Annotated in this window: 22 protein-coding genes; 15 read left to right on the top strand and 7 right to left on the bottom strand. The window is 68.3% G+C overall.

Annotation, left to right across the window (positions count from 1 at the left end; translation table 11 throughout):
- Positions 1–37: 37 nt before the first annotated feature.
- Positions 38–1,663: a chaperonin GroEL gene (gene groL / locus QSJ19_RS14225; RefSeq protein WP_286321292.1), complete on the bottom strand. Its 1,626-nt coding sequence runs from the start codon at positions 1,661–1,663 to the stop codon at positions 38–40.
- A gap of 346 nt (positions 1,664–2,009) precedes the next feature.
- On the opposite strand from groL, the gene QSJ19_RS14220 reads away from it, so the two are divergent.
- The 5 genes from QSJ19_RS14220 to QSJ19_RS14200 all read left to right on the top strand — a co-directional run bounded on the left by QSJ19_RS14220 (position 2,010) and on the right by QSJ19_RS14200 (position 5,899).
- Positions 2,010–2,642, top strand: coding sequence for a DUF4178 domain-containing protein (locus tag QSJ19_RS14220; protein WP_286321290.1), 633 nt, complete (start codon positions 2,010–2,012; stop codon positions 2,640–2,642).
- A complete protein-coding gene (locus QSJ19_RS14215) occupies positions 2,639–3,187 on the top strand; it encodes a DUF2617 family protein (protein ID WP_286321288.1) in 549 nt (182 codons plus the stop codon). Before QSJ19_RS14220 ends, QSJ19_RS14215 begins: the two co-directional genes overlap by 4 nt.
- A complete protein-coding gene (locus tag QSJ19_RS14210; RefSeq protein ID WP_286321287.1) occupies positions 3,184–3,777 on the top strand; it encodes a DUF4247 domain-containing protein in 594 nt (197 codons plus the stop codon). Before QSJ19_RS14215 ends, QSJ19_RS14210 begins: the two co-directional genes overlap by 4 nt.
- Before the next feature lie 66 nt (positions 3,778–3,843).
- Positions 3,844–4,269, top strand: a complete 426-nt coding sequence (locus tag QSJ19_RS14205) for a DUF350 domain-containing protein (RefSeq protein WP_286321286.1) — start codon at positions 3,844–3,846, stop codon at positions 4,267–4,269.
- A gap of 31 nt (positions 4,270–4,300) precedes the next feature.
- Positions 4,301–5,899 carry a polyamine aminopropyltransferase gene (locus QSJ19_RS14200; protein WP_286321285.1) on the top strand — a complete coding sequence of 533 codons (1,599 nt, stop codon included), beginning with the start codon at positions 4,301–4,303 and terminating at the stop codon, positions 5,897–5,899.
- On the opposite strand, the gene QSJ19_RS14195 is transcribed toward QSJ19_RS14200, so the two are convergent.
- The gene (locus QSJ19_RS14195) at positions 5,893–6,822 is read right to left on the bottom strand and encodes an SDR family NAD(P)-dependent oxidoreductase (RefSeq protein WP_286321284.1); all 930 of its coding nucleotides are present in this window, start codon (positions 6,820–6,822) and stop codon (positions 5,893–5,895) included. The two genes, QSJ19_RS14200 and QSJ19_RS14195, sit on opposite strands and share 7 nt — an antisense overlap.
- A 78-nt stretch (positions 6,823–6,900) precedes the next feature.
- On the opposite strand from QSJ19_RS14195, the gene QSJ19_RS14190 reads away from it, so the two are divergent.
- From QSJ19_RS14190 to QSJ19_RS14160, 7 genes are all read left to right on the top strand, one after another.
- Positions 6,901–7,485, top strand: coding sequence for a TetR/AcrR family transcriptional regulator (locus QSJ19_RS14190; RefSeq protein ID WP_286321282.1), 585 nt, complete (start codon positions 6,901–6,903; stop codon positions 7,483–7,485).
- A 19-nt stretch (positions 7,486–7,504) separates the two neighbouring features.
- Positions 7,505–8,731, top strand: a complete 1,227-nt coding sequence (locus QSJ19_RS14185; protein WP_286321306.1) for a sensor histidine kinase — start codon at positions 7,505–7,507, stop codon at positions 8,729–8,731.
- 34 nt (positions 8,732–8,765) lie between these two features.
- Positions 8,766–9,569, top strand: a complete 804-nt coding sequence (locus QSJ19_RS14180; protein WP_286321280.1) for a LytR/AlgR family response regulator transcription factor — start codon at positions 8,766–8,768, stop codon at positions 9,567–9,569.
- Between the two features lie 30 nt (positions 9,570–9,599).
- Positions 9,600–10,010, top strand: coding sequence for a hypothetical protein (locus tag QSJ19_RS14175; protein ID WP_286321277.1), 411 nt, complete (start codon positions 9,600–9,602; stop codon positions 10,008–10,010).
- 13 nt (positions 10,011–10,023) lie between these two features.
- A complete protein-coding gene (locus QSJ19_RS14170; RefSeq protein WP_286321276.1) occupies positions 10,024–11,766 on the top strand; it encodes a sodium/solute symporter in 1,743 nt (580 codons plus the stop codon).
- Positions 11,767–11,921: 155 nt separating this feature from the next.
- Positions 11,922–12,275, top strand: coding sequence for a DUF485 domain-containing protein (locus tag QSJ19_RS14165; RefSeq protein ID WP_187586425.1), 354 nt, complete (start codon positions 11,922–11,924; stop codon positions 12,273–12,275).
- Between the two features lie 2 nt (positions 12,276–12,277).
- Positions 12,278–13,930 (top strand): monocarboxylic acid transporter, encoded by a 1,653-nt coding sequence (locus QSJ19_RS14160; RefSeq protein WP_286321305.1) that lies wholly within the window; start codon positions 12,278–12,280, stop codon positions 13,928–13,930.
- 72 nt (positions 13,931–14,002) lie between these two features.
- On the opposite strand, the gene QSJ19_RS14155 is transcribed toward QSJ19_RS14160, so the two are convergent.
- Together QSJ19_RS14155 and QSJ19_RS14150 are read right to left on the bottom strand one after the other, a co-directional pair.
- A complete protein-coding gene (locus QSJ19_RS14155; protein ID WP_286321275.1) occupies positions 14,003–15,430 on the bottom strand; it encodes an amidase in 1,428 nt (475 codons plus the stop codon).
- Positions 15,431–15,439: 9 nt separating this feature from the next.
- A complete protein-coding gene (locus QSJ19_RS14150) occupies positions 15,440–16,045 on the bottom strand; it encodes a TetR/AcrR family transcriptional regulator (protein WP_502876175.1) in 606 nt (201 codons plus the stop codon).
- Between the two features lie 89 nt (positions 16,046–16,134).
- On the opposite strand from QSJ19_RS14150, the gene QSJ19_RS14145 reads away from it, so the two are divergent.
- A complete protein-coding gene (locus QSJ19_RS14145; protein WP_286321273.1) occupies positions 16,135–17,400 on the top strand; it encodes an MFS transporter in 1,266 nt (421 codons plus the stop codon).
- 31 nt (positions 17,401–17,431) lie between these two features.
- Here the strand turns inward: QSJ19_RS14145 and QSJ19_RS14140 are convergent, their stop codons facing one another.
- Positions 17,432–18,046 (bottom strand): TetR/AcrR family transcriptional regulator, encoded by a 615-nt coding sequence (locus tag QSJ19_RS14140; protein ID WP_286321272.1) that lies wholly within the window; start codon positions 18,044–18,046, stop codon positions 17,432–17,434.
- Positions 18,047–18,245: 199 nt separating this feature from the next.
- On the opposite strand from QSJ19_RS14140, the gene QSJ19_RS14135 reads away from it, so the two are divergent.
- On the top strand, positions 18,246–19,442 hold the full coding sequence (locus QSJ19_RS14135; RefSeq protein WP_286321271.1) for an acyl-CoA dehydrogenase family protein: 1,197 nt from the start codon (positions 18,246–18,248) through the stop codon (positions 19,440–19,442).
- Positions 19,443–19,495: 53 nt separating this feature from the next.
- Entirely contained in the window at positions 19,496–20,608 is a 1,113-nt protein-coding gene (locus QSJ19_RS14130; protein WP_286321270.1) for an acyl-CoA dehydrogenase family protein, read from the top strand.
- A gap of 23 nt (positions 20,609–20,631) precedes the next feature.
- On the opposite strand, the gene QSJ19_RS14125 is transcribed toward QSJ19_RS14130, so the two are convergent.
- A complete protein-coding gene (locus tag QSJ19_RS14125; protein ID WP_286321268.1) occupies positions 20,632–21,789 on the bottom strand; it encodes an LLM class flavin-dependent oxidoreductase in 1,158 nt (385 codons plus the stop codon).
- Positions 21,786–21,920 carry a hypothetical protein gene (locus QSJ19_RS14120; protein ID WP_286321267.1) on the bottom strand — a complete coding sequence of 45 codons (135 nt, stop codon included), beginning with the start codon at positions 21,918–21,920 and terminating at the stop codon, positions 21,786–21,788. Before QSJ19_RS14120 ends, QSJ19_RS14125 begins: the two co-directional genes overlap by 4 nt.
- Positions 21,921–21,935 lie beyond the last annotated feature (15 nt).

The following is a 21,935-nucleotide window of genomic DNA, read 5'->3' as shown; positions in this document are numbered from 1 at the left end:
TAAATCTCGTGAACTGCGAGCTCGGCTTCTGATCAGATCAGAAGCCCATGCCGCCCATCTCGTCGCCACCCGGCATCGCCGGAGCCGGGTTCTTCTCCGGCTTGTCGGCGACGACGGCCTCGGTGGTGAGGAACAGAGCCGCGATCGATGCTGCGTTCTGCAGCGCCGAACGGGTGACCTTCACCGGGTCGTTGATGCCGGCCTCCAGCAGGTCCTCGTAGACGCCGGTGGCGGCGTTGAGGCCGGTGCCCAGCTTCGAGTTGAGGATCTTGTCGGCGACGACACCGGGCTCGAGGCCCGCGTTGATCGCGATCTGCTTGGCCGGGGCCGAGAGCGCCACCTTCACGATGTTGGCGCCGGTGGCCTCGTCACCGTCGAGCGAGAGCCCGTCGATGGCCGGCTCGGACTGCAGCAGGGCCACGCCACCGCCGGCGACGATACCCTCCTCGACGGCAGCCTTCGCGTTGCGGACGGCGTCCTCGATGCGGTGCTTGCGCTCCTTGAGCTCGACCTCGGTGGCCGCGCCCGCCTTGATGACCGCAACACCGCCGGCCAGCTTGGCCAGACGCTCCTGCAGCTTCTCACGATCGTAGTCGGAGTCGCTGTTCTCGATCTCGCTGCGGATCTGTGCGACGCGACCGGCGATCGCGTCGGCGTCACCGGAACCGTCGACGATGGTGGTCTCGTCCTTGGTCACGACGACCTTGCGGGCGGTACCGAGGAGCTCGACGCCTGCGCTCTCGAGCGAGAGACCGACCTCTTCGCTGATGACCTCGCCACCGGTGAGGATGGCGATGTCGGCCAGCATGGCCTTGCGACGGTCACCGAAGCCCGGAGCCTTGACGGCGACGGACTTGAAGGTGCCACGGATCTTGTTGACGACCAGGGTCGACAGCGCCTCGCCCTCCACGTCCTCGGCGATGATCAGCAGCGGCTTGCCGGCCTGGATGACCTTCTCCAGCAGCGGCAGCAGATCCTTGACGGTCGAGACCTTGCCCGACACGAGCAGGATGTACGGATCCTCGAGGACGGCTTCCTGACGATCGGCGTCGGTCACGAAGTAGCCCGAGATGTAGCCCTTGTCGAAGCGCATGCCCTCGGTGAGCTCCAGCTGCAGCCCGAAGGTCTGAGCCTCCTCGACCGTGATGACGCCTTCCTTGCCGACCTTGTCCATCGCCTCGGCGATGAGCTCACCGATGGACGGGTCGCCGGCCGAGATGCCCGCGGTGGCAGCGATCTGTTCCTTGGTCTCGACCTCCTTGGCGCTCTTCAGAAGGGCCTCGGTGACGGCCTCGACGGCCTTCTCGATGCCGCGCTTCAGACCCAGCGGGTTGGCGCCGGCAGCGACGTTGCGCAGACCCTCGCGGACGAGAGCCTGGGCCAGGACGGTTGCGGTGGTGGTGCCGTCGCCCGCGACGTCGTCGGTCTTCTTGGCGACCTCCTTGACGAGCTCGGCACCGATCTTCTCGTACGGGTCCTCCAGCTCGATCTCCTTGGCGATGGACACACCATCGTTGGTGATCGTGGGAGCGCCCCACTTCTTCTCCAGGACGACGTTGCGACCCTTGGGGCCCAACGTGACCTTGACTGCGTCGGCGAGGCTGTTCAGGCCCCGCTCGAGGCCGCGGCGGGCCTCTTCGTCGAACGCGATTTGCTTGGCCATGGGTAAGTGATCCTCCGATAGGGGGTGACACCAGGTATCGATGGCCGGAACTCGGTGCCCGCGACGGACGACCGGTGTGTCATTCGGTACCGGTCTCACCGTCCCGACCTGGCACTCACGGCTCGCGAGTGCCAAACACCGTTTTAGCACTCGGCCAGGGCGAGTGCAAGGTCGGGCGGTGCCCCGGGCCGCGGCCGACCGACCCGACGACCGCTGCCCGCCGCACGCATTCCCCGCGCCCCGGAATCCGCGCGTCCGGGTCGGAACACGCATCCGTCATTCACGGTGCCGACATCACGCCGCCAACGAGTAGGCCGGTGCCCGATTCAGGCGATAGGGTCGCCCCGTGGAGATCCTGCTGATCGTCATCGTGGCGCTGCTTCTCATCATCGCGGTCGTGGTCGTGTTCAACTTCCTGGGCAACCGCAAGCTGCGGCAGGCGGAGGAGGACGCGCTCCGCCATCGCGCGTACCGTCCCGGCGATCCGTTCTCCACCGCCGACGACGACGCGGTCCGTGGCGATCCCCGACAGCTCGAGCCCGGCGACCTGGTCGAGCTGCGCGGTGAGACGTTCGCGGTCCGCGGGACGCTGCGGCTGACCCAGGGCGGATATGTGTGGACCGAGAACTTCCTCGACACCGGGACCGGCCGCAAGGCGTGGATCTCGGTCGAGGACGACCCCGATCTCGAGGTCGTCCTGTGGCACGAGCTGCCCGGGGTCACCCTGACCCCGGGCCCGCAGTCACTCGAGCTCGACGGCCGACGCTATTCGTCCGACGAGTCCGGTGGCGCCGACTACACGTCGGCCGGGACCACCGGCCTCGCTCCGCGCGCATCGATGCGCTATCACGACTACGAGGCCGGCGACGAACGACTCTCCTTCGAGGACTTCGGTTCCGGATGGGAGTGCGCCCGCGGCGAGGTCATCGAACGCAGCGAGTACCGCATCTATCCGACCGACCCCACCCCGGGACAGTGACCGCCGCGACGCGCCTGCAGGTCCCGTACGCGGACACGAGCGCACGCCAACTGGCGTTCTCACTGACCGCGGATCTACAGGAACCCCTCGCCCGGTGCGATCACCGCCGCGACGGGCTCACCGTGTCCCTGCGGCTGTTGGGGGCGAGTCACCAGGTCGTCGTCGAGCTCGGTCCCGAGGGCACCGCGCCCGCGGACCGCGCCCGCTGGTGTGAGACCGTCGCCTGTCTGCCCGGCGCCGACGACCCGCTGCCGTCGTCGGTCGCCGACGGGCCCTACCTGTTCACCTCCTCCGTCGGCACCTGTCGTCTCGACGAGATGGCCGGCGTCGTCGCCGACGTCACCGCCCGTGGCGATCGGCATCTCGCCGCCGGGAAGCCCGCGGTGCTCGGCCACTTTCCCGGGCGACCGCTCGCGATGACCGCCGTTCTGGCCACCGCCGACGACGACGTCATCTCGTGGGACACCTGGCACACCTACCCGCAGACCGCGGAGCTCGTGATCACCTCGTCGGTGATCCGGCGTCGTGCGGAGGCCGACGCATGACCCAGCCGCCCCCGCCACCCCCACCTCCCCCACCGGGCGGTTACGGCCCACCGGCCGGCTTCGGCAACGATCCGCAGCGTCCCGATCCCCGTCGCGGACTGCACCGCACCCGCAACATCATCATCGGCGTCATCGCGGTCGTCGCCCTGCTCGCCATCGTCGGCTCCTGCTCGGTGAAGGCGTTCCGCGGCATGTCCGGCGACGGCAGCAGCGCACGGAACTACATCACGTCGCACTATCAGCGCGACACCGGCAGCGACGAGGGTGACGTCGACGCCTATGTCGCCCAGGGATCGCCGTCAGACGTCGCTGCGCAACTGAGCGACGTCGAGCGCCCCACCGATCAACGCGACGGCGACACCTCGAGCAGCGCCAACGTCGCCGGCAGCCATTTCCTGCAGTACCCGGACTATCTGATCGGACTGTTCCCGCTGGCGGCCGGCGCCACCAAGGTGATGCTCAGCCGCGATTACGAGTCCGGCTACCGGCACTATCACCCGTACGTCGGCGGATTCTGGGTGCCGACACCGGGTTACGGCGGATCGGGCAGCAGCTACCGCGGAGGGGGCAGCGGTGGCGGTGGAAAGTAGTCGGTCCCCGTCACCAGTTCACACGGGCATCACCTACACAGGAACCACTCACACGGGAGAGACACTGTGATCCGAGACATATTCGAGAATGCTTACGCAGCAGGCGCATACAGCCTCGCGGGGGTCGTCCTGATGGCAATCTCCTTCCTCGTCCTCGACCTGCTCACACCGGGAAAGCTGCGCCAGCACCTGTGGGCGGACCGCAATCGCAACGCCGGCATCCTGGTCGCGTCGAACCTGGCGGGGATCGCGATCATCGTGACGGCCGCCATCGTCGCCAGCGACGGTCGCCTCGTCGAGGGACTGACCTACACGGCGGTCTACACGATCATCGGCATCGCGGTGATGGCGGTGACGTTCGCGCTCATCGATGTGGCGACTCCCGGTCGGCTGGGAGAACTGATGTTGCATCCGGAACCCCATCCGGCGGTGTGGGTCCAGTCGGTCGCGCACGTCGGTGTCTCGTTGATCGTCGCCGCCGCGATCCTGTGATCCGGCGGCCGTCGCCTCCCCCGCGCCCGTCATGGTGAGCCGACCCGACACCGCAGCAGCTCTCCGACCGGACGAGGCGCCCGAATCCCGGTCACGACTGTCCCGCGCCGCCTTGCTCGCGGTCGTGTTCGTCTGCGCCGCCTGTGGTCTCGTCTACGAGCTGGCGTTGGTGTCACTGGGCTCGTTCCTGATCGGCAACACGGCGACGCAGGCGTCGATCGTGCTGGCCGTGATGGTGTTCGCCATGGGCATCGGATCGTTGGCGGCCAAACCACTGCAGGCACAGGCGGTCACCGCGTTCGCGGCGATCGAGTTGTTGCTCGCGCTCGTCGGCGGGTTGTCGGTGATGGGCTTGTACGCCGCGTTCGCGTACCTGTCGCTCTACACGCCGGGTCTCGTCGTCGTGGCGTTCGTACTCGGTCTGCTCATCGGTGCCGAGATCCCGTTGCTGATGGTGCTGTTGCAGCGTATCCGCCGTCAGGATGCGGGGACCGCGGTCGCCGACATGTTCGCGGTCGACTACATCGGCGCACTCGTGGGTGGTCTCTGCTTCCCGTTCCTGTTGCTGCCGTTGTTCGGTCAGCTCGAGGGCGCCCTGATCGTGGGGCTCGTCAACGCGGCCGCCGGGTGCTTCCTGGTCTTCGTGGTGTTCCGCCATGACCTGAGCCGCGCGCGGCTGGCGACGCTCGGCGTGTGCGCGGTCGCGGTCGTCGGGGTGCTCGTCGCAGGGTTGATCCTGGCCGGCCGATTCGAGGTCACCGCACGCCAGGCCCTGTTCCGCGACCCGATCGTGGCGGCCGAACGGACGCCCTACCAGGACATCGTGATCACCGAACGTCGCACGCCGCTCGGACCGGACACCCGGCTGTTCCTGAACGGGGATCTGCAGTTCTCGTCGATCGACGAGTACCGCTATCACGAATCGTTGGTGCACCCGGTGATGTCCGGAGATCGGGAGCGCGTGTTGATCCTCGGGGGCGGCGACGGGCTGGCGTTGCGTGAGGCGCTCACCTACCCGGACGTGGAATCGGCGACGCTGGTCGAGCTGGACCCGGAAATGATCCGACTCGCCCGTGAGGACGCCCGGCTGACCCGCCTCAACGGAAGATCGATGTCGGATCCGCGGAGCACGGTCGTGGCCGCCGACGCCTTCTCCTGGCTGCGGGAGAACCGGGACACCTTCGACGCGATCATCGTCGACATGCCAGACCCGGACGAATCCGCCACGGCGAAGCTGTATTCCACGGAGTTCTATTCGCTGGTGGCCGCACACCTGGCCCCCGGTGGGCGGATGGTGGTGCAGGCCGGGTCGCCCTACTTCGCACCGAAGTCGTTCTGGTGCATCGGATCGACGCTGGCAGCCGCGAGGCTGCAGACCGTGCCGTACCACGTCGACGTTCCGTCGTTCGGCGATTGGGGCTACTTTCTCGCCTCCGGGAGCGCGTCGGAGGAAACCACGAGACCGCAACTGCGGCTGGATCTTCCACACCCGATGCGATTTCTGAACGACGGCGAGCTGGCAGCGGCCGCGGTGTTCCCGGCCGATCGGACCCCGCTCGATCTGCCGCCGTCGACCCTCATGGACCCACGCATCCTGCGGTACGCGCAGTCGGAGTGGGCCGCCTACTGAGATGCGGTGGTTCGCAATCCCGCGAGACCCTCCAGGAAGTCCCACAGTTCCCGCTCACGGTCGGGGTCATAGGATTCGTCCGACGACGCCACCACACGGGTGCGGTCGACGTAGGACCCGGACGCCGTCCGCGTGTGTCCGAGCACCACATCGGCCAATTTCTTGCCGGCCGTGGGTATCCGATCGATCGTCGGTGAGATGGCGACCGCCGGGAGCAGCCAGCGGCCCACGAGTCGATCGCGCAATCCGGCCGCTCTGACCAGACCGGTTCCCGGGACGAACGACGGGTTGTAGGCGACGATGTCGACCCCCTCGGGCAACCGACGCGCCCATTCGTGAACGAGGTGGATGGCGGCCAGTTTGCTGGTCGAGTAGGCACGCCGTCCGGCGCGCACGGTGCCGGGCTCGTCGAACGCACGCGGACGGGACAGCACCGATGGTGACGACCAGCGTGGGGCGGGCACCATGCCGAGGTTGTGCCGGAGATCGCCGAAGTGGGTGTCGCTCACCGTGATCACGATTCGGGCGGGTGATGACAGGCGGTCGAGCAGACCCCTGAGGAGCAGATGATTCGCGACGACATTCACCGCGAACGTGCTCTCGAGCCCGTCGACTGTCTCGTGCAGGGCGTCGACGAACTGCAGTCCGGCGTTGCCGACGATGCCCACCAGCGGCGGGAGCGAGCCGTCGTCGAGTTGACGGGTGACCTCGTGGACCGCGGCCTGAATACTGTCGATGTCCGCGAGATCGGTGGCGATCGGCGTGGATCGTCCGATCCCCGAATCCAGCTGCGGGGCATCAGTTCCGGGCACACCTGGGCGCGACATCACCACGAGGTGCAGATCCGGGTCCGCACGGAGCATCTCGTGTGCGGCGGCGCGTCCGATACCTCCGGTCGCGCCGGTCATCACGATGGTGTGCATGGCCCCTCCTAGTTGAGTTGACGTCGTCAACTCAGTCAACCCATTCGAGTGGACAATGTCAACTGATAGGTTGTCGGGATGGTGACCCGAGCGGAGAGTGCCGCGCAGACGCGGCAGGCGTTGCTCGAGTCGGCCGTCGTCCTCCTCGACCACGGGGGTCCCGAGGCCGTCACCCTGCGGGAGGTCGGCGCAGGCGCAGGAGTCTCGCGGTCAGCCGCATATCGCCATTTCGTCGACAAGGACGCCCTGTTGACCGCGGTGGCGACCGACGCCTGGGCCGCCGTCGCGGTCGGCCTCGACGCCATCACCGGCGATGATTCGCTGTCACCGGAACGGGCCCTTCGTACGGCTCTCGGCGCGTTGTCCGACCTCGGCCACAGCCGGCCACACCTGTACCGGCTGATGTTCGCGCAGAAGGCCGACGATTCGGCATCCGTCGCCGAGGCGGCCGGACGCGCCCAGGACATGTTCCTGGAACTCGTCGGCAGACTCGCCGGCGACGAGCACGCCCGCCCCTACGCCGGTGTGTTGATGGCGGCCGCCCACGGCGCGACCGACCTCGACCTCACCGGGCACCTGCCGCGCGAGAAGTGGAACGCCGACCGGCATCAACTCATCGACCTGGTTGTCGGAATGATCCCGAACCGGTCGGACCCTCCGTGAGCATGGGATCGTGGAATACATGTCCGGTCAGTTGGCGGTCGCGCTGGTGGTGGTGGGCGTCCTCGTCGTCGTCGCCACTGTGGTACTGATCCGGACACGTCGGGTCGTCACCACGCCCACCGAGCGGGCCGTGCACTTCGCCCTGCAGACGGCGTCGCAGGCCGCCCGGTCGCTTCGGTCGGGCCTCTCGGCCGGCTCCGCGCGCGACGCACTCCCCCACCTTCGCGCGCTGACGAGGGCCGAGGCACTCGCGCTGTACGACTCCGCAGGGGTGCTCCTGGCGAACGAACCCGCCGACGACACGACCCCTGCGACCCTGTGGGACGCGGCGCTCACCACCGCCTCCGCCGACGCCGCGGCCACCGCCGAATCCGCTCAGCGACGAGTCCTCGTCAACGACCCGTGCGGCCCGGAATCGCCAGTGCGCACCCTGATCGCCCAGCCCCTGGTCGCCGACGACACGAGTGTCGGCGTCCTCGTCGTCGCGACCACGCACCGACCCGGCCCAGGCATGTTGGGAGCGGTCGGTGAGGTGGCGCGCTACGTGTCGAGTCAGATCGAGCTGGCCGATCTCGAGGCGTCCCGGGCCCGTCTCGACCGTGCCGAGGTCCTGGCGCTACGCGCGCAGATCAGCCCGCACTTCATCTACAACGCGCTCAACACGATCGCCTCGTTCGTGCGGACCGATCCCGACCGAGCGCGCGAACTGATCCTCGACTTCGCCGACTTCACCCGCTATTCGTTCCGCGCCGCAGGCGAATACACCGTGCTCGCCGACGAGCTCCGTAACATCGATCGCTATCTGACCCTCGAACGCGCCCGGTTCGGTCCCGCCCTGAACGTCCGGTTGCAGGTCGCGCCGGAAGTGCTCAACGTCGTCGTGCCGTTCCTGGCGCTGCAACCGCTGGTCGAGAACGCGGTCCGCCACGGTCTCGCCGGCAAGGGCGGCGGGACGATCACCGTCATCGCCCGCGATGAGGGCACCGACTGCGTGATCACCGTCGAGGACGACGGCGTGGGCATGGACCCGGAGCTGCTGCGCTCCGGCGACATCGACGCCCTCACGCCCGGTGACAACGGCACCGGCAGCGAGTCCGACGGCGCCCACGTGGGCCTCACGAATGTGGACCATCGGCTGCGCGCGGCATTCGGCAACGATTACGGTCTAGTGGTCGATACGGGCGTCGACGCGGGCACCCGTGTCGGTATGCGGGTACCCAAGTTCCGCGCCGGTATCCGCGCCTGAGCGGTCGCACGAGATGGCAGGAGGAGGAGGGCGGATGGCGCTGGTGGTCCTCGCCGTCGACGACGAACCCCCCGCTCTCGACGAACTCGCCTATCTCCTGGACAGGCAGGCCGACGTCGCCGAGGTGCACACCGCCGGCGACGCCACCAATGCGCTGCGGGAACTGAACGAGCGCCGGATCGACGCGATCTTCCTCGACATCAACATGCCCGGACTGTCCGGGCTCGAACTCGCCGGCGTCCTCACGCGCTACGCCGAGCCACCCGCCGTGGTGTTCGTGACCGCGCACGAGGGCAAGGCGGTCGACGCGTTCGAGGTGGGTGCGGTCGACTATCTGTTGAAGCCGCTGCGCGAAGAGCGCCTCGCTCAGGCGATCTCGCGGGTCATCGCCGCCGGCGAGGGTTCTCCGCGGCCCCCGGAGATGACAGCGCAGCGGCCGGCCGGTGGTGGCGACGAGGTCATCCCGGTCGAGCTGTCGGGGGTCACCTCCCTCGTCCGGCGCGACAGCATCTCGTGGGTCGAGGCGGTCGGTGACTACGCCCGCCTGCACTCGGCGACCGGGTCACATCTGGTGCGGATCCCGTTGTCCACGCTGGCCGCCCGGTGGCAGGATCACGGATTCCACCGTGTCCACCGGTCCTATCTGGTGGCCCTGCCGATGGTGACCGGACTGCGGACGAGCGGGTCGTCGACCCTCGTCTGCGTTCGCGCCAACGGTGCCTCCGAGACCGTCGAACTCCCCGTCAGCCGACGCCAGCTGCGCGAACTGAAGGACCGTCTCGTCCGCGACCCGATGCGTGAGCTGAAGGCCACCACGGAAGACGCGTCCCAACGGTGACAGGGCAACAGCGGTGACAGGGCAACAGCGGTGACAGGGCAACAGCCGCAACGGGAACGGGTCGTCCTCTCCCGACGGCAGGGTGCGCGGACGGTGCGCACCCGCGTCGAGGTGCAGGAGCAGACCGAGGTCGGCGATGCGCTGGTCCGAGGGCTGATGCGGGCCCAACTCGGCCTCGCCCTGCGACTCGCTGCGACGGTGGTCGCGATCATCGTCGCGATCCCCGTCGTCGGGACCATCTTCCCGTGGCTCACCACCGTGAGCGTGCTCGGCCTCCGGTTGAACTGGCTCGTCCTCGCACTGGCCCTCTACCCGCTGCTGTACGTGACCGGGCGACTCTACGTCCGGTTCGCCGAGCAGGCCGAACGTGACTTCCTCGGCGTCGTCGACGACGACACCGAGCCACCGGAGCGGGGCACACACGGCGGGGACACACCGTGAGGCGGGCACGCCGGTGACGACCGGCGTCGACGCACTCACCGCGGCGGCACTGGCACTGGCGGCCATCGCGACGGTCGCCGTCGGCGCCTACGGCGGCCGGCTGTCCCGCACGACGTCGGACTTCCTCGTGGCGTCGCGCAGCGTCGGATCGCGCTGGAATGCGGCCGCCATCTCCGGCGAATACCTCTCCGCGGCTTCCTTTCTCGGCGTCGCCGGCCTGGTAGCGAAGTACGGCGCAGACGCGCTCTGGTACCCGGTCGGGTTCACCGCCGGCTACCTCGGGTTGCTGCTGTTCGTCGCCGCCCCGCTGCGCCGGTCCGGGGCATACACCGTGCCCGACTTCGCCGAGTTCCGACTCAACTCACCGACCGCCCGGCTCGCGGCGATGACGGTGGTCGTCGTCGTGTGCGTGCTGTATCTCATCCCGCAGTTCCAGGGCGCCGGCCTGACCCTGCACATCCTGCTCGGCGCCCCGGTCTGGATCGGGGTCGTCGCGGTCGGGGCCATCGTCATCGTGAACGTCGTCGGCGGCGGCATGCGGTCGATCACGTTCGTCCAGGCGTTTCAGTACTGGCTGAAACTGACTGCGATCGCGATCCCCGCCCTGGTGTTGCTGGGCGTGTTCGCCACCGACCGTTCGGCTCTCGGCGAGCCGGCACCGCCCCGCGTCGACGCCGCGACGACCGTCGACATCACCACCGACGTCACCGTCACCGTCGTCGAGACGACTGGACTGACCGTGACCGGGGTCCTCGACGGACGCACCGTCGACGGCGCGCCGATCCCGTCGACCGGCCCCCACGTCCTGGGTGCCGGCACGATCGTGCACCTCGACGCCGGCGCGGCGACCCCGGTCGTCGAGGGTGCACCGACGACGGGTTCGGACTGGATCGCCTCCGGCGGTGGTCTCGGCGGGCGCCACCCCCTGTTCGAGGTGCTGTCGCTGATCGTCGCGACCTTCCTTGGCACCATGGGACTACCGCATGTGCTGGTGCGCTTCTACACCAACCCCGACGGACGTTCGGCACGGCGGACCGCCCTCGCCGTCATCGCGCTGCTGTCGTTGTTCTACCTGTTCCCCACGGTCCTCGGCGTCTTCGCCCGCCTCTACGTCCCGCAGCTGCTCATCACCGGGACCTCGGACGCCGCGGTGCTGCTGCTGCCCAGCGCCGCCGTCGGTGGGATTCCCGGCCAGATCCTGGCAGCTCTGGTCGCGGCCGGTGCGATCGCGGCGTTCCTGGCGACGTCGTCGGGCCTGCTCGTCAGTGTCGCGGGAGCGTTGTCGACGGATGTGCTGCGCGGGCGGGTGCGCGATTTCCGCCTCGCCGCGGTCATCGGCGGTCTCATCCCGATCGGGTTGTCGTTGGCCGCGACCTCGCTCGAGTTGTCGAGGACGGTCGGACTGGTGTTCGCCGTGGCCGCATCCACCTTGTGTCCACTGCTGGTGCTGGGCATCTGGTGGCGGGGGCTGACGGCGCCGGGTGCGGTCGCCGGATTGCTCGTCGGCGGCCTGTCGTCGGGGGTGGCGACGAGCCTCGCGATCGCCGGCGTCGTCGACAACGACGCATTGGGCGGGTGGCCTGCGGTGATCATCGGTTACCCGGCGGCGGTCACCGTGCCGTTGGCGTTCGCCACGATGATCCTGGTCAGCCTGGCCACCCGCGGACGCCTACCCGGCGACTTGTCGCGGACGTTCGCGCGGATGCATGTGCCGGAGCGGCTCGGCATGGGCATCGAGCGGCTGCCCAGCGACTGAGGCGTTCACCGGGTGACCGTTCGTCGGCCACGACCGACCGCCCGGCGCACAGTCGACCGGCTTCGGCGTGTGACCTGCGCCACCACATTCTCCTGTGACGTGCACCTCAATACGCTCAGCGCCAAAGAGGCATCACATCATTGATGGAGGTAGTCGTGTCCACGATCGAACAACCGCCCGGCTCGGCGCCGCACCCGCCGACGGGTGAGCAGTTTCTCGAGGTGCAGGCGAGCCCGGAGTTCCAGGACCTCCGGCGGACGCTGCGCAAGTTCGTCTTCCCGATGACCGCGTTCTTCCTGCTCTGGTACGCGCTCTACGTGTTGCTCGGCGCATTCGCGCACGACTTCATGGCCACCGAGGTCTGGGGGAACATCAACGTCGGCCTGATCCTCGGCCTGCTGCAGTTCGTCTCCACATTCGTCATCACCGGCCTCTACGTCCGGTTCGCCAACCGTGAGCTCGATCCGCGCGCATCGAAGATCCGTGAAGAGATGGAAGGGGAGGCGTGACCATGTCCTTCCAGCAGACCACCGACCACTCCTACGTCCTCGCCGCCGCGGTCGGCAATCCGGCGGCCAACATCGCCATCTTCGCGGCGTTCGTCGCGGTCACGATGTACGTGGTGATCAGGGCCAGCAAGAACAACAAGTCCGCCGCCGACTTCTTCACCGGCGGTCGCGGCTTCTCCGGACCGCAGAACGGCATCGCGATCGCCGGCGATTACCTGTCCGCGGCCAGCTTCCTCGGCATCGCGGGCGCGATCGCCGTCTACGGCTACGACGGCTTCCTCTACTCGATCGGATTCCTGGTCGCCTGGCTGGTCGCGCTGCTGCTCGTCGCCGAGCTGCTGCGTAACACCGGCAAGTTCACCATGGCCGACGTGCTCAGCTTCCGGTTGCGGCAACGACCGGTGCGTCTGGCCGCCGCCATCTCCACCCTCGCGGTGTCGCTGTTCTACCTGCTGGCGCAGATGGCCGGCGCGGGTGGACTCGTCGCACTCCTGCTCGACATCGAAGGCCGTGTCGGACAGTCGATCGTGATCGCCGTCGTCGGCGCGTTGATGATCGCCTACGTCCTCATCGGCGGCATGAAGGGCACCACCTGGGTGCAGATCATCAAGGCCGTGCTGCTCATCGCGGGCGCGGCGATCATGACCGTCATCGTGCTGGCCAAGTTCGGCATGAACCTGTCGAGCATCCTCGGTTCTGCGCAGGACGCGATCTCCGGCTCGACCGACGAGAAGATCGCCGCTCGTGACGTTCTCGCGCCCGGGGCACAGTACGGTGGGTCGCTGGAATCGCAGATCAACTTCGTCTCGCTGGCCATCGCACTGGTCCTCGGCACCGCCGGTCTGCCGCACGTGCTGATGCGCTTCTACACCGTCCCGACGGCGAAAGAGGCCCGGAAGTCGGTGGTCTGGGCGATCGCGCTGATCGGCGCCTTTTACCTGTTCACCCTGGTCCTCGGCTACGGCGCCGCGGCCCTCGTCGGACCCGACAAGATCATGGCGGCGGCCGGCAAGCAGAACTCGGCGGCTCCGCTGCTGGCGTTCGAACTCGGCGGCGTGGTACTCCTCGGCGTCATATCGGCGGTGGCGTTCGCGACCATCCTCGCCGTCGTCGCCGGGCTCGCCATCACCGCATCCGCGTCGTTCGCGCACGACATCTATGGCAGTGTCATCAAGCGCGGCAGGGCAAGTGAGGCCGATCAGGTCAAGGTGTCGCGCTACACCGTCGTCGTGCTCGGCGTCATGGGCATCATCCTCGGCATCCTCGCGAACGGTCAGAACATCGCCTTCCTGGTGGCGCTGGCGTTCGCGATCGCCGCGGCGGCCAACCTGCCGACCATCGTGTATTCGCTGTACTGGAAGCGGTTCAACACCCGCGGTGCACTGTGGAGCATCTACGGTGGCCTGATCTCGACGATCGTGCTGATCATCTTCTCCCCCGCCGTGTCCGGCTCGGAGACCGCGATGATCCCCGGCGCCGACTTCGCGTGGTTCCCGCTGGCCAATCCCGGCATCGTGTCCATCCCGATCGGCTTCATCCTCGGCATCGTCGGCACGCTGACGTCGCCGCGGGACAACGGGACCCCGGAGCGCAACGCCGAGATGGAGGTCCGCTCCCTCACCGGTGTAGGTGCGGAAAAGGCTGTGTCGCACTAGAGCTGCGCGCGGCGCCGTCAGACAGGTTGCCCTTTGGTCCGGATCCCGGACCAAAGGGCAACCTCTGTCGCGTCAGCGCTCCCGAACCACCTGATCCTGGATGCGCGCGAACGGCCGTGCGGCCTCCAGCTCGAATGCCAACTCCAGCAGGGTGCGTTCGCGGCCGAGGTCGGCCGAGAAGTGGAGCCCGAGGGGCAGGCCGTCAAAGGTGCGGGCGAGTGGCAGGCTGATCGCCGGTGTGCCCGTCGCGTTGTTGGCCGGCGTGAACGCCACATAGTGGACGAGTCGCTCGAAGATCTCGTCGAAATCCCCTCCGGGATCGAGGTATCCGATCTTGGGGGTCGTGTGCGCCAGGGTCGGGGTGAGCACGAGGTCGTGGCCGTCGAACACGGTGCGGAACCTCGCCGTCGAACGCTTCAGTCCGATGATCGTCGACGGGGTGCGCCAGAACGTCCGCAGGTAGCGGCGCGACAACCCGATGGTGAACGGATCGAGGGCATCACGGTCGAAGTCCTTGCCCACCAGCACCCACCCGAGGCGATGCATCGAGCACGCCAACATCGACCAGTAGTCGACGAACTGCCGGACGAACGCCTCGTCGAGCGGGATCGGGATCCTCTCGACGTCATGGCCGAGCTCGGTGAGCAGATCCGCGACCGACGCGAGGGCCGCCGACGTCTCGGCGTCGATCGGCTGACCGGTGACGGTCGTGTCGACGAGGCCGATGCGGAGGCGGCGCTTCCCCGGCCCCTCGACGAGGCCGACGCGCGGCAGACCCTCCGGGGCGCGGAACGTCTCCGCGTCGGAGATGAAATGCGCTGTGTCACGGACGGTTCGACTGAGAACTCCGTTGGAGATGATGTCGACCGGCAGGACCTGACCGGTGGGCGACGGAGCGACACGTCCGCGCGTGGGCTTGAGACCGACCAGCCCACACGCGGCCGCCGGGATCCGGATCGAGCCGCCGCCGTCGTTCCCGTGGGCGACAGCCAGGGCACCGGCGGCCACGAGCGCCGCGGAACCTCCCGACGACGCACCAGAGGAGTAGTCGGTGTCCCACGGGTTGCGCGTCGGATCGCGGTCGACGAACTCGGTGGTCGCGGTCAGCCCGAACGCGGGCAGGGTGGACGCGCCGACGATGTTGACGCCGGTGGAGAGGAACTGCTCGGTGAACGGCTCGTTGCCCTTCGCGGGCAGATCCGGCATCGCGGCCGACCCGTTGCCCACCGGCAGACCCTCGAACAGCGTGTTGTTCTTGATGATCGACGGCACGCCGGCGAAGGACCCCGCACCGAAGTCGGCGTCGGCCGCGCGGCTGCGCGCTCGTTCCCGGTCGTCGACGGCGACCGCATTCACCTGCGGGTTGACGGCGTCGATCCGTGCGATCGCGGCCTGCACCGCCTCGGTCGCGGAGAACTCACCGGCGCGGATCGCGGCCGCGATCCCCACCCCGTCGAGGTCACCGAGGACGTCGTCACCGAACGCATGGACGTACTTCATGCGCCGAGGTTAGCCTGCTCGACTGCTCCGATCGGTCATGCGCATGACATCGGAGACCAGGGCGTGGGCATAGGTGTCGTCGAGGGCGAGCCCGAAGACCGCATGGTGATAGAGCGGCGCGATGACGTGATCGAGGATCTGTCGGACGGTCGGCGCATCCCGCCCACGGTCGGCGGCCCGACCGACCATCTCCTCGGCCTGCTCCCGGCGGATCTCCCAGCACGGACATTCCTCGACGACGTCATTGCGGGCGAACACCATGGCGCGCAGATAGGCGCGCCGCTTCGGACGGCCGATGTCGGCAGCGATGATCCGCGACCACTCGGCGAGGTCGTCGGCGAGTTCACCGGTGTCGGGCAGTGACTCCCCTTGTGTCAGCGCTGCGACCGCCACCTCGCCGAGGAGTTGCTCGATAGTGCCCCACCGGCGGTAGATGCTCGTCGGGTTCACCCCGGCGACCTCGGCGACCTCGGGAATCGTCATCGTGTCGCGCTGGCCGGCACCCACCAGCTGTCCGACCGCCGCATACACGGCCGACTGCACCCGTGCGCTGCGACCACCCGGGCGCTTCGCGCCGGGGGAATGAACGCTCGCTGACGCGGTTGAACCACTCATGCCGACCATTATTGCAAATCCGTTTGCTTTAGTGTCCGAACCTCCGATACGTTCAATCTAACGCAAATGGCTTTGCTTTAGGAGATGAGATGACTCGGTTGCATCCGCACCGCGCGTTCTGGGTGATCACGGCGACGTTCGTGATGGTCCTCTTCGCCTCCGCCGCCCCCTCGCCCCTCTACCCCGTGTACCAGCAGCTCTGGGGCTTCTCGGCGTTCACGCTCACCGCCGTCTTCGCGATCTACGTCGCGACGATGCTGGTCAGCCTGTTGACCGTCGGCTCGCTCTCCGACCACATCGGACGACGACCGGTGCTCGCCATCGCGCTTGTCCTGCTGATCGTGAGCATGGTGCTGTTCGTGTCGGCCGACGACGTCGGCCTCCTGATGGCGGCCCGCGCGCTGCAGGGGCTGGCCACCGGCGCCGCGATGGGCACGCTCACCGCCACCGTCGTCGACCTGCAGCCGACCCCCCGGCTGGGTTCCGCGATCACGGGCGCCGCGCCGGCGATCGGCCTGGCCGGGGGTGTCGCCGTCGCCGGACTGTTCGTCGAGTACGCCCCGGCCCCGCGGTTCCTGGTATACGAGGTCATCCTGGCGCTGTTCGCGGTCCTGCTGATCGCACTGCTGCTGGTCCCGGAAACCTCCGATCGCATCGGATTCACCTCCCGACGACACCTCTTCGCGACCCTCGCCCCGCAGGTGCGACTGCCCGCGCAGGTGCGGCGGGTGTTCCTGGCGGCCGTGCCCGCACTCGTCGCGACCTGGTCGTTGGGCGGCCTGTACCTGTCGCTCGGCTCCTCGGTCGTCGCCCGCGTGTTCGGCGTCGACAACCACGCCGAGGCCGGCGTCCTGCTGTTCGTGTTCTTCGCGTCGGCCGCGATCACCTCGCTGCTCATCACCGGGCGGTCGGCGGCAACCAAACTCGCGTTCGGGTACCCGGCCCTCGCCGGAGGTGCGGTCATCTCGCTCGCCGGGGTACTCGGCGAGACGCTGCCGCTCTACATCGCCGGCTCGGTCATCGCCGGCGCCGGCTTCGCGGCGACCTTCCTGGGCGCGCTCGACAGCATCAGCGCCGCCACACCCCCGCAGCAGCGCGGCCAGGTGTTCTCGTCGGTGTTCGTCGCGAGCTACCTCGCATTCAGCCTGCCCGCCGTCGTGGCCGGAATCATCGTGTCCCACATCGGTTTGCGGGAGACGGTCGTCGGCTATGTGGCCTACGTGCTGGTGCTGGCGGTGGTCGGCGCGCTCACGAACGCACGGCTTCGACGGCGGTCGGCGAGAAGTACGGGCCCGGCGACGGCCGTCCCGGCGGAATCGGCGGAATCGGAGTGCGCGATCCCGGCGCCGCGCTGACCCGACCGGACATCGCCGGCCGACGGCGGCATCAGACCGATGGCGCGTCGACTCGTGCGCCGACGATACGCGCGGCCATCTCCGCCTGGAACGCACCGATCCGTTCTGGCGTCAGCGCGCCCGACTCCCGGTACCAGCGAGCGACGTCGACTCCCATCGAGAGCAGCAGGGTCGTGGTCGCCTGAGGGTCGTCGACGTCGAAGGCTCCTCCGGTGATGCCCGCGTCGACGATCGTGCCGACACGACGGGCGACCTCTCTGCGCATCACCCCAATGGCCTCGCGGTGCTCCGCCGAGAGGGAGTCCAACTCGTAGTTGACCACCCTCGACCAGACGTGATCACGGGCGTGATGCGCGGCGAGCGCGCCGATCACCGCCCGCAGCCGTGTGGCGGGTGGTTGCGCGGGGTCGTCTGCGTCGTCGATCAGCGTCAGGAACGACCGGTGCCCGGCGTCGGAGAGCTCGTAGAGCACCTCCTCCTTGGACCGGAAGTGCACATACACCGCCGCCGGACTCATCTGCGCCCCGGTCGCGATGTCGCGTGTGGTCGTCGCGTCGAATCCTTTGGTCGCGAACGCCTCCACCGCGGCCCGCAGCAACCGGGAGCGCGCGGCGGCCGCACGAGGCGGCGGTTCCACGACTGGCATCGCGCCGGCCTCCGTTTCCGCTGGACCTGATGACTCCGCCTCTGATACCCCGCCATCGATGACATTGACATGCCCCGCCGGCAGCGGCATAGTGCACGGTATCACTAAGCAAGCGCTTAGTCAGCGGATGCATCACTCGGCCCCGCCATGTGTCGCGTCTGCGCCCCGCGTTCCCCTGACCAGGAGTAGGACAGAACTCATGCAGCTGACATTCAGTCCAGAAGAAGAGGCGTTCCGCGATGAGCTGCGGGTAATCTTCGCGAAGGTCCCCGAGGACCTCCGTCGTCGCTCCGAAGCCGGCAAGCTGAACTACCCCGAGGACCTGATCACCACCACGCGCATCCTCAACGAGCACGGTGTCGCCACGCCGGGCTGGCCCGTCGAGGCGGGTGGCCGCGACTGGACCGCCATCCAGAGCCACATCTATCGCGAGGAGATGAGCCTGATGCACGTCCCGGACATGCTGCCGTTCAACGTCGGCATGATCGGTCCGGTCATCGCGCAGTTCGGTTCGCCGGAGATGAAGGAACGGTTCCTGGCCAAGACCGCCAACCTCGACATCTGGTGGTGCCAAGGCTTCTCCGAGCCCGAGGCGGGTTCGGATCTGGCGTCGCTCAAGACCCGCGCGGTCCGCGACGGTGATCATTACGTCGTCAACGGCCAGAAGACGTGGACCACGCTCGGCCAGTTCGCCGACTGGATCTTCTGCCTCGTGCGTACCGATCCCGACGTCAAGAAGCAGGCCGGCATCAGCATGCTGCTGTTCCCGATGGACACGCCGGGCGTGGAGCTGCGGCCGATTCAGCTCATCGACGGCAGCTTCGAGGTCAACGAGGTCTTCTTCAACGACGTCCGCGTGCCGGTCGAGAATCTCGTCGGCAAGGAGAACGAGGGCTGGACGCAGGCCAAGTTCCTGCTGGGCAACGAGCGCAGCGGCATCGCCCGCGTCGGCTACACCAAGACCAAGCTCGCCAAGGCGAAAGAGCTTGCCCGCCAGACCACGACCGCATCCGGCGGCACCCTCCTGGGCGACCCGCTGTTCGCGGCCCGTCTGGCCGAGCTGGAGAACGATCTGCTCGCCCTCGAGTTGACCCAGCTGCGGGTCGCCGCGTCGTCGGCGGACGGCAAGCCGAACCCGGCGTCGTCGCTGCTCAAGCTGCGCGGTAGCCAGTTGCAGCAGGACGCCATGGAATTGCTCGCCGACATCGCGGGCCCCGATTCGCTGCCGGTCGCCGGTCTCGATGCGTCCGCCGCCAACGGCACCGCCGACGTCGCGTCGCCCGAGTGGGCACAGCTGTCCGCGCCGACCTACCTCAACTACCGCAAGGTGAGTATCTACGGCGGATCGTCGGAGGTTCAGCGCCAGATCATCGACAAGGCCGTGCTGGGTCTCTGAGACACCCACCGCCTCAACTCTTTTCACGACTCACGAGAACCTGGGAACCTGTCATGGATTTCGAGCTTTCCGACGAACAGACGATGCTGCGCGACACCGTGCGCGAAGTACTGACCCGTAAGTACGACGTCGAGACGTTGCGCGCGGTCACCGACACCGAACTCGGCTGGGACAAAGGGGTGTGGAAGTCGTTGGCCGACATCGGCATCCTCGGCCTCACCTTCCCCGAGGACGACGGCGGCATGGGTGCCGGACCGGTGGAGTTCACCAGCGTGATGACCGAGATCGGTCGTTCGCTCGCGCCCGAGCCCTACCTGGACTCGGCCCTCGTGCCGGGGTCACTCGTCGGTGCCACCGCCGATGACGCCACCCGCGCCGAGATCCTCGGCGGTCTCGCCTCGGGCGAGATCCTGGCCGCCTTCGCCCACCTCGAGGCCGGCGACCGCTGGCCGGGCGCCAAGGTCGCCACCACCGCCACCGACGACAAGCTCAACGGCACCAAGGTCCTTGTCGGACATGGCGACTGCGCAGACAAGCTGGTCGTGTCGGCACGCACCGACGACGGTGTCGGCCTGTTCCTGACCGACGCGAACGCCGACGGTGTCACGCGTACCCCGTACCGCACCCACGACCGCCGTCGTGGTGCGCAGATCGAGTTCTCCGACGCGGCGGCCACCCGCCTCGGCAGTGGCGATGCCTCCGAGGTCATCGCCAACGCCGAGGTCGGCATCCAGACCGCGCTGTGCGCCGAGGCAGTCGGCGCGATGGAACGCGCCTTGGACCTCACCGTCGATTACCTGAAGACGCGCAAGCAGTTCGGCGTCACACTGTCGCAGTTCCAGACACTCACCCAGCGCGCCGCGGACATGTACACCCAGCTGGAGCTGGCACGCAGCATGAGCCTGTACGCCACCACGGCGCTGGCCGACGGCGGCTGCGATCCGATCATCGCGTCACGGGCCAAGCTGCAGATCTGCCGGTCCGGACGCCTCATCGGCCAGGAGGCCATCCAGATGCACGGTGGCATCGGCATGACCGCGGAGTATCCGGTCGGCCATTACGTCAGCCGGCTGACGGCGATCAGCCACACCCTCGGCGACGCGCAGGATCACGTCGCGAAAATCGCTGCGTCCATCAACGACTGGGACATGATCACCGTCGGGTGATCCTGTCACGGAGAACTGGTCGCTCAGCCCTGACGCAGACCCCACTCCTGCGCCAGGAGCTGATGCGACCGTTTCCGGTCCTCGAAATCATGTGTGACGCTGGTGATCACGAGTTCGTCGGCGCCGGTCACCCGGGCGAGTGTCTCGAGACGCTCGGCCACGGTGGCCGGTGACCCGACGAACTGGGTGCGCACCCGGTCGTCGACGATCCGCCGCTGCTGCTCCGTCAGCGGCTGTGCCGTCGCCGGGTCCTGATACTCGGATGCGCCGTGGCCGCTGCGGATGTCGTACACCCAATGCCCGTAGGTGGAGGCGAGATGGGCCGCGGTCGCATCGTCGTCGGCCACCACCACGTCGGCGGACACCACCACATACGGCTGCGTCAGGCTCGGCTTGCCTCCGCTCGCTCCCGGCGCCGACGACGGCCGGAACGCGGACCGGTAGGCCTCGACCGCCTCGAGCACCGTCGACGGGCTGACGTGATAGTTCGCGACGAACGGCAGACCGTTCGCACCGGCGACCGCCGCGCTCTGACCTTTGCTGCTGCCGAAGATCCACACCTCGATGTCGGCGTCCTCGCCCGGGACCGCGCGCACGTCGAGGTCGTCGATCTCGTAACGCCCGGCCAGTAGATCGATCACGTCATCGACGGCGTCGGCGAAATCCTGATGCTGTGCACCCTCGAACTCGAGAGCCCGGGTCATGGTCGCGAGCCGCGGTGACCCCAACAGCTGCTCCATCGGGAAGGGTTCCGGGATCAGCAGCCCGTCCACCCACTGCTCCGGTCGCGGTTCGGTGACGCGACGGCCGGACGCGACGGCCGACAACGCCTCGGCCCGACGCTGACCCGACCGCCCGAGACCGAGATCGAGACGCCCCGGAAACAGGGCGTCGACCGTGCCGAAGGCCTCGACGACCGACGCGGGACGATGATGGCCCAGCTGTACGGCGGCGCTGCCCACACGGATGTGCTCGGTGGCCGCGGCGACCAGCGCGATGAGGGTCGGCGTCGAGGAGCTCGCGACGGCGACGAAATGATGTTCGGCGAGCCAGTAGCGGCGGTAGCCCCACCCCTCGGCGGCGCGGGCCAGGTCGACCGCCCGGCGGATCGCCTCGGTCGCCGACGACCCCTGCGTGACCGGCGCCAGGTCGAGCACCGACAGTGGAATGCGAGACGTCACGATCCACTCCCACAACGGCATTCGGGCCCAGGACACAGGTCGGTGGCGTACTCGGCCTCGGGCGCGAGCCCGGCGACCGCCCGCAGCAGGTACCGGTGCTGGGTGTCGAGCACCCGGATCAGCCATGCCATGGCCACACTCCTGAG

Source organism: Gordonia sp. ABSL11-1 (assembly GCF_030315685.1).
Lineage (GTDB): Bacteria > Actinomycetota > Actinomycetes > Mycobacteriales > Mycobacteriaceae > Gordonia.
The sequence above is the reverse complement of the archived record's forward strand: the minus strand, read 5'-3'. Positions and strand labels throughout refer to the sequence as shown.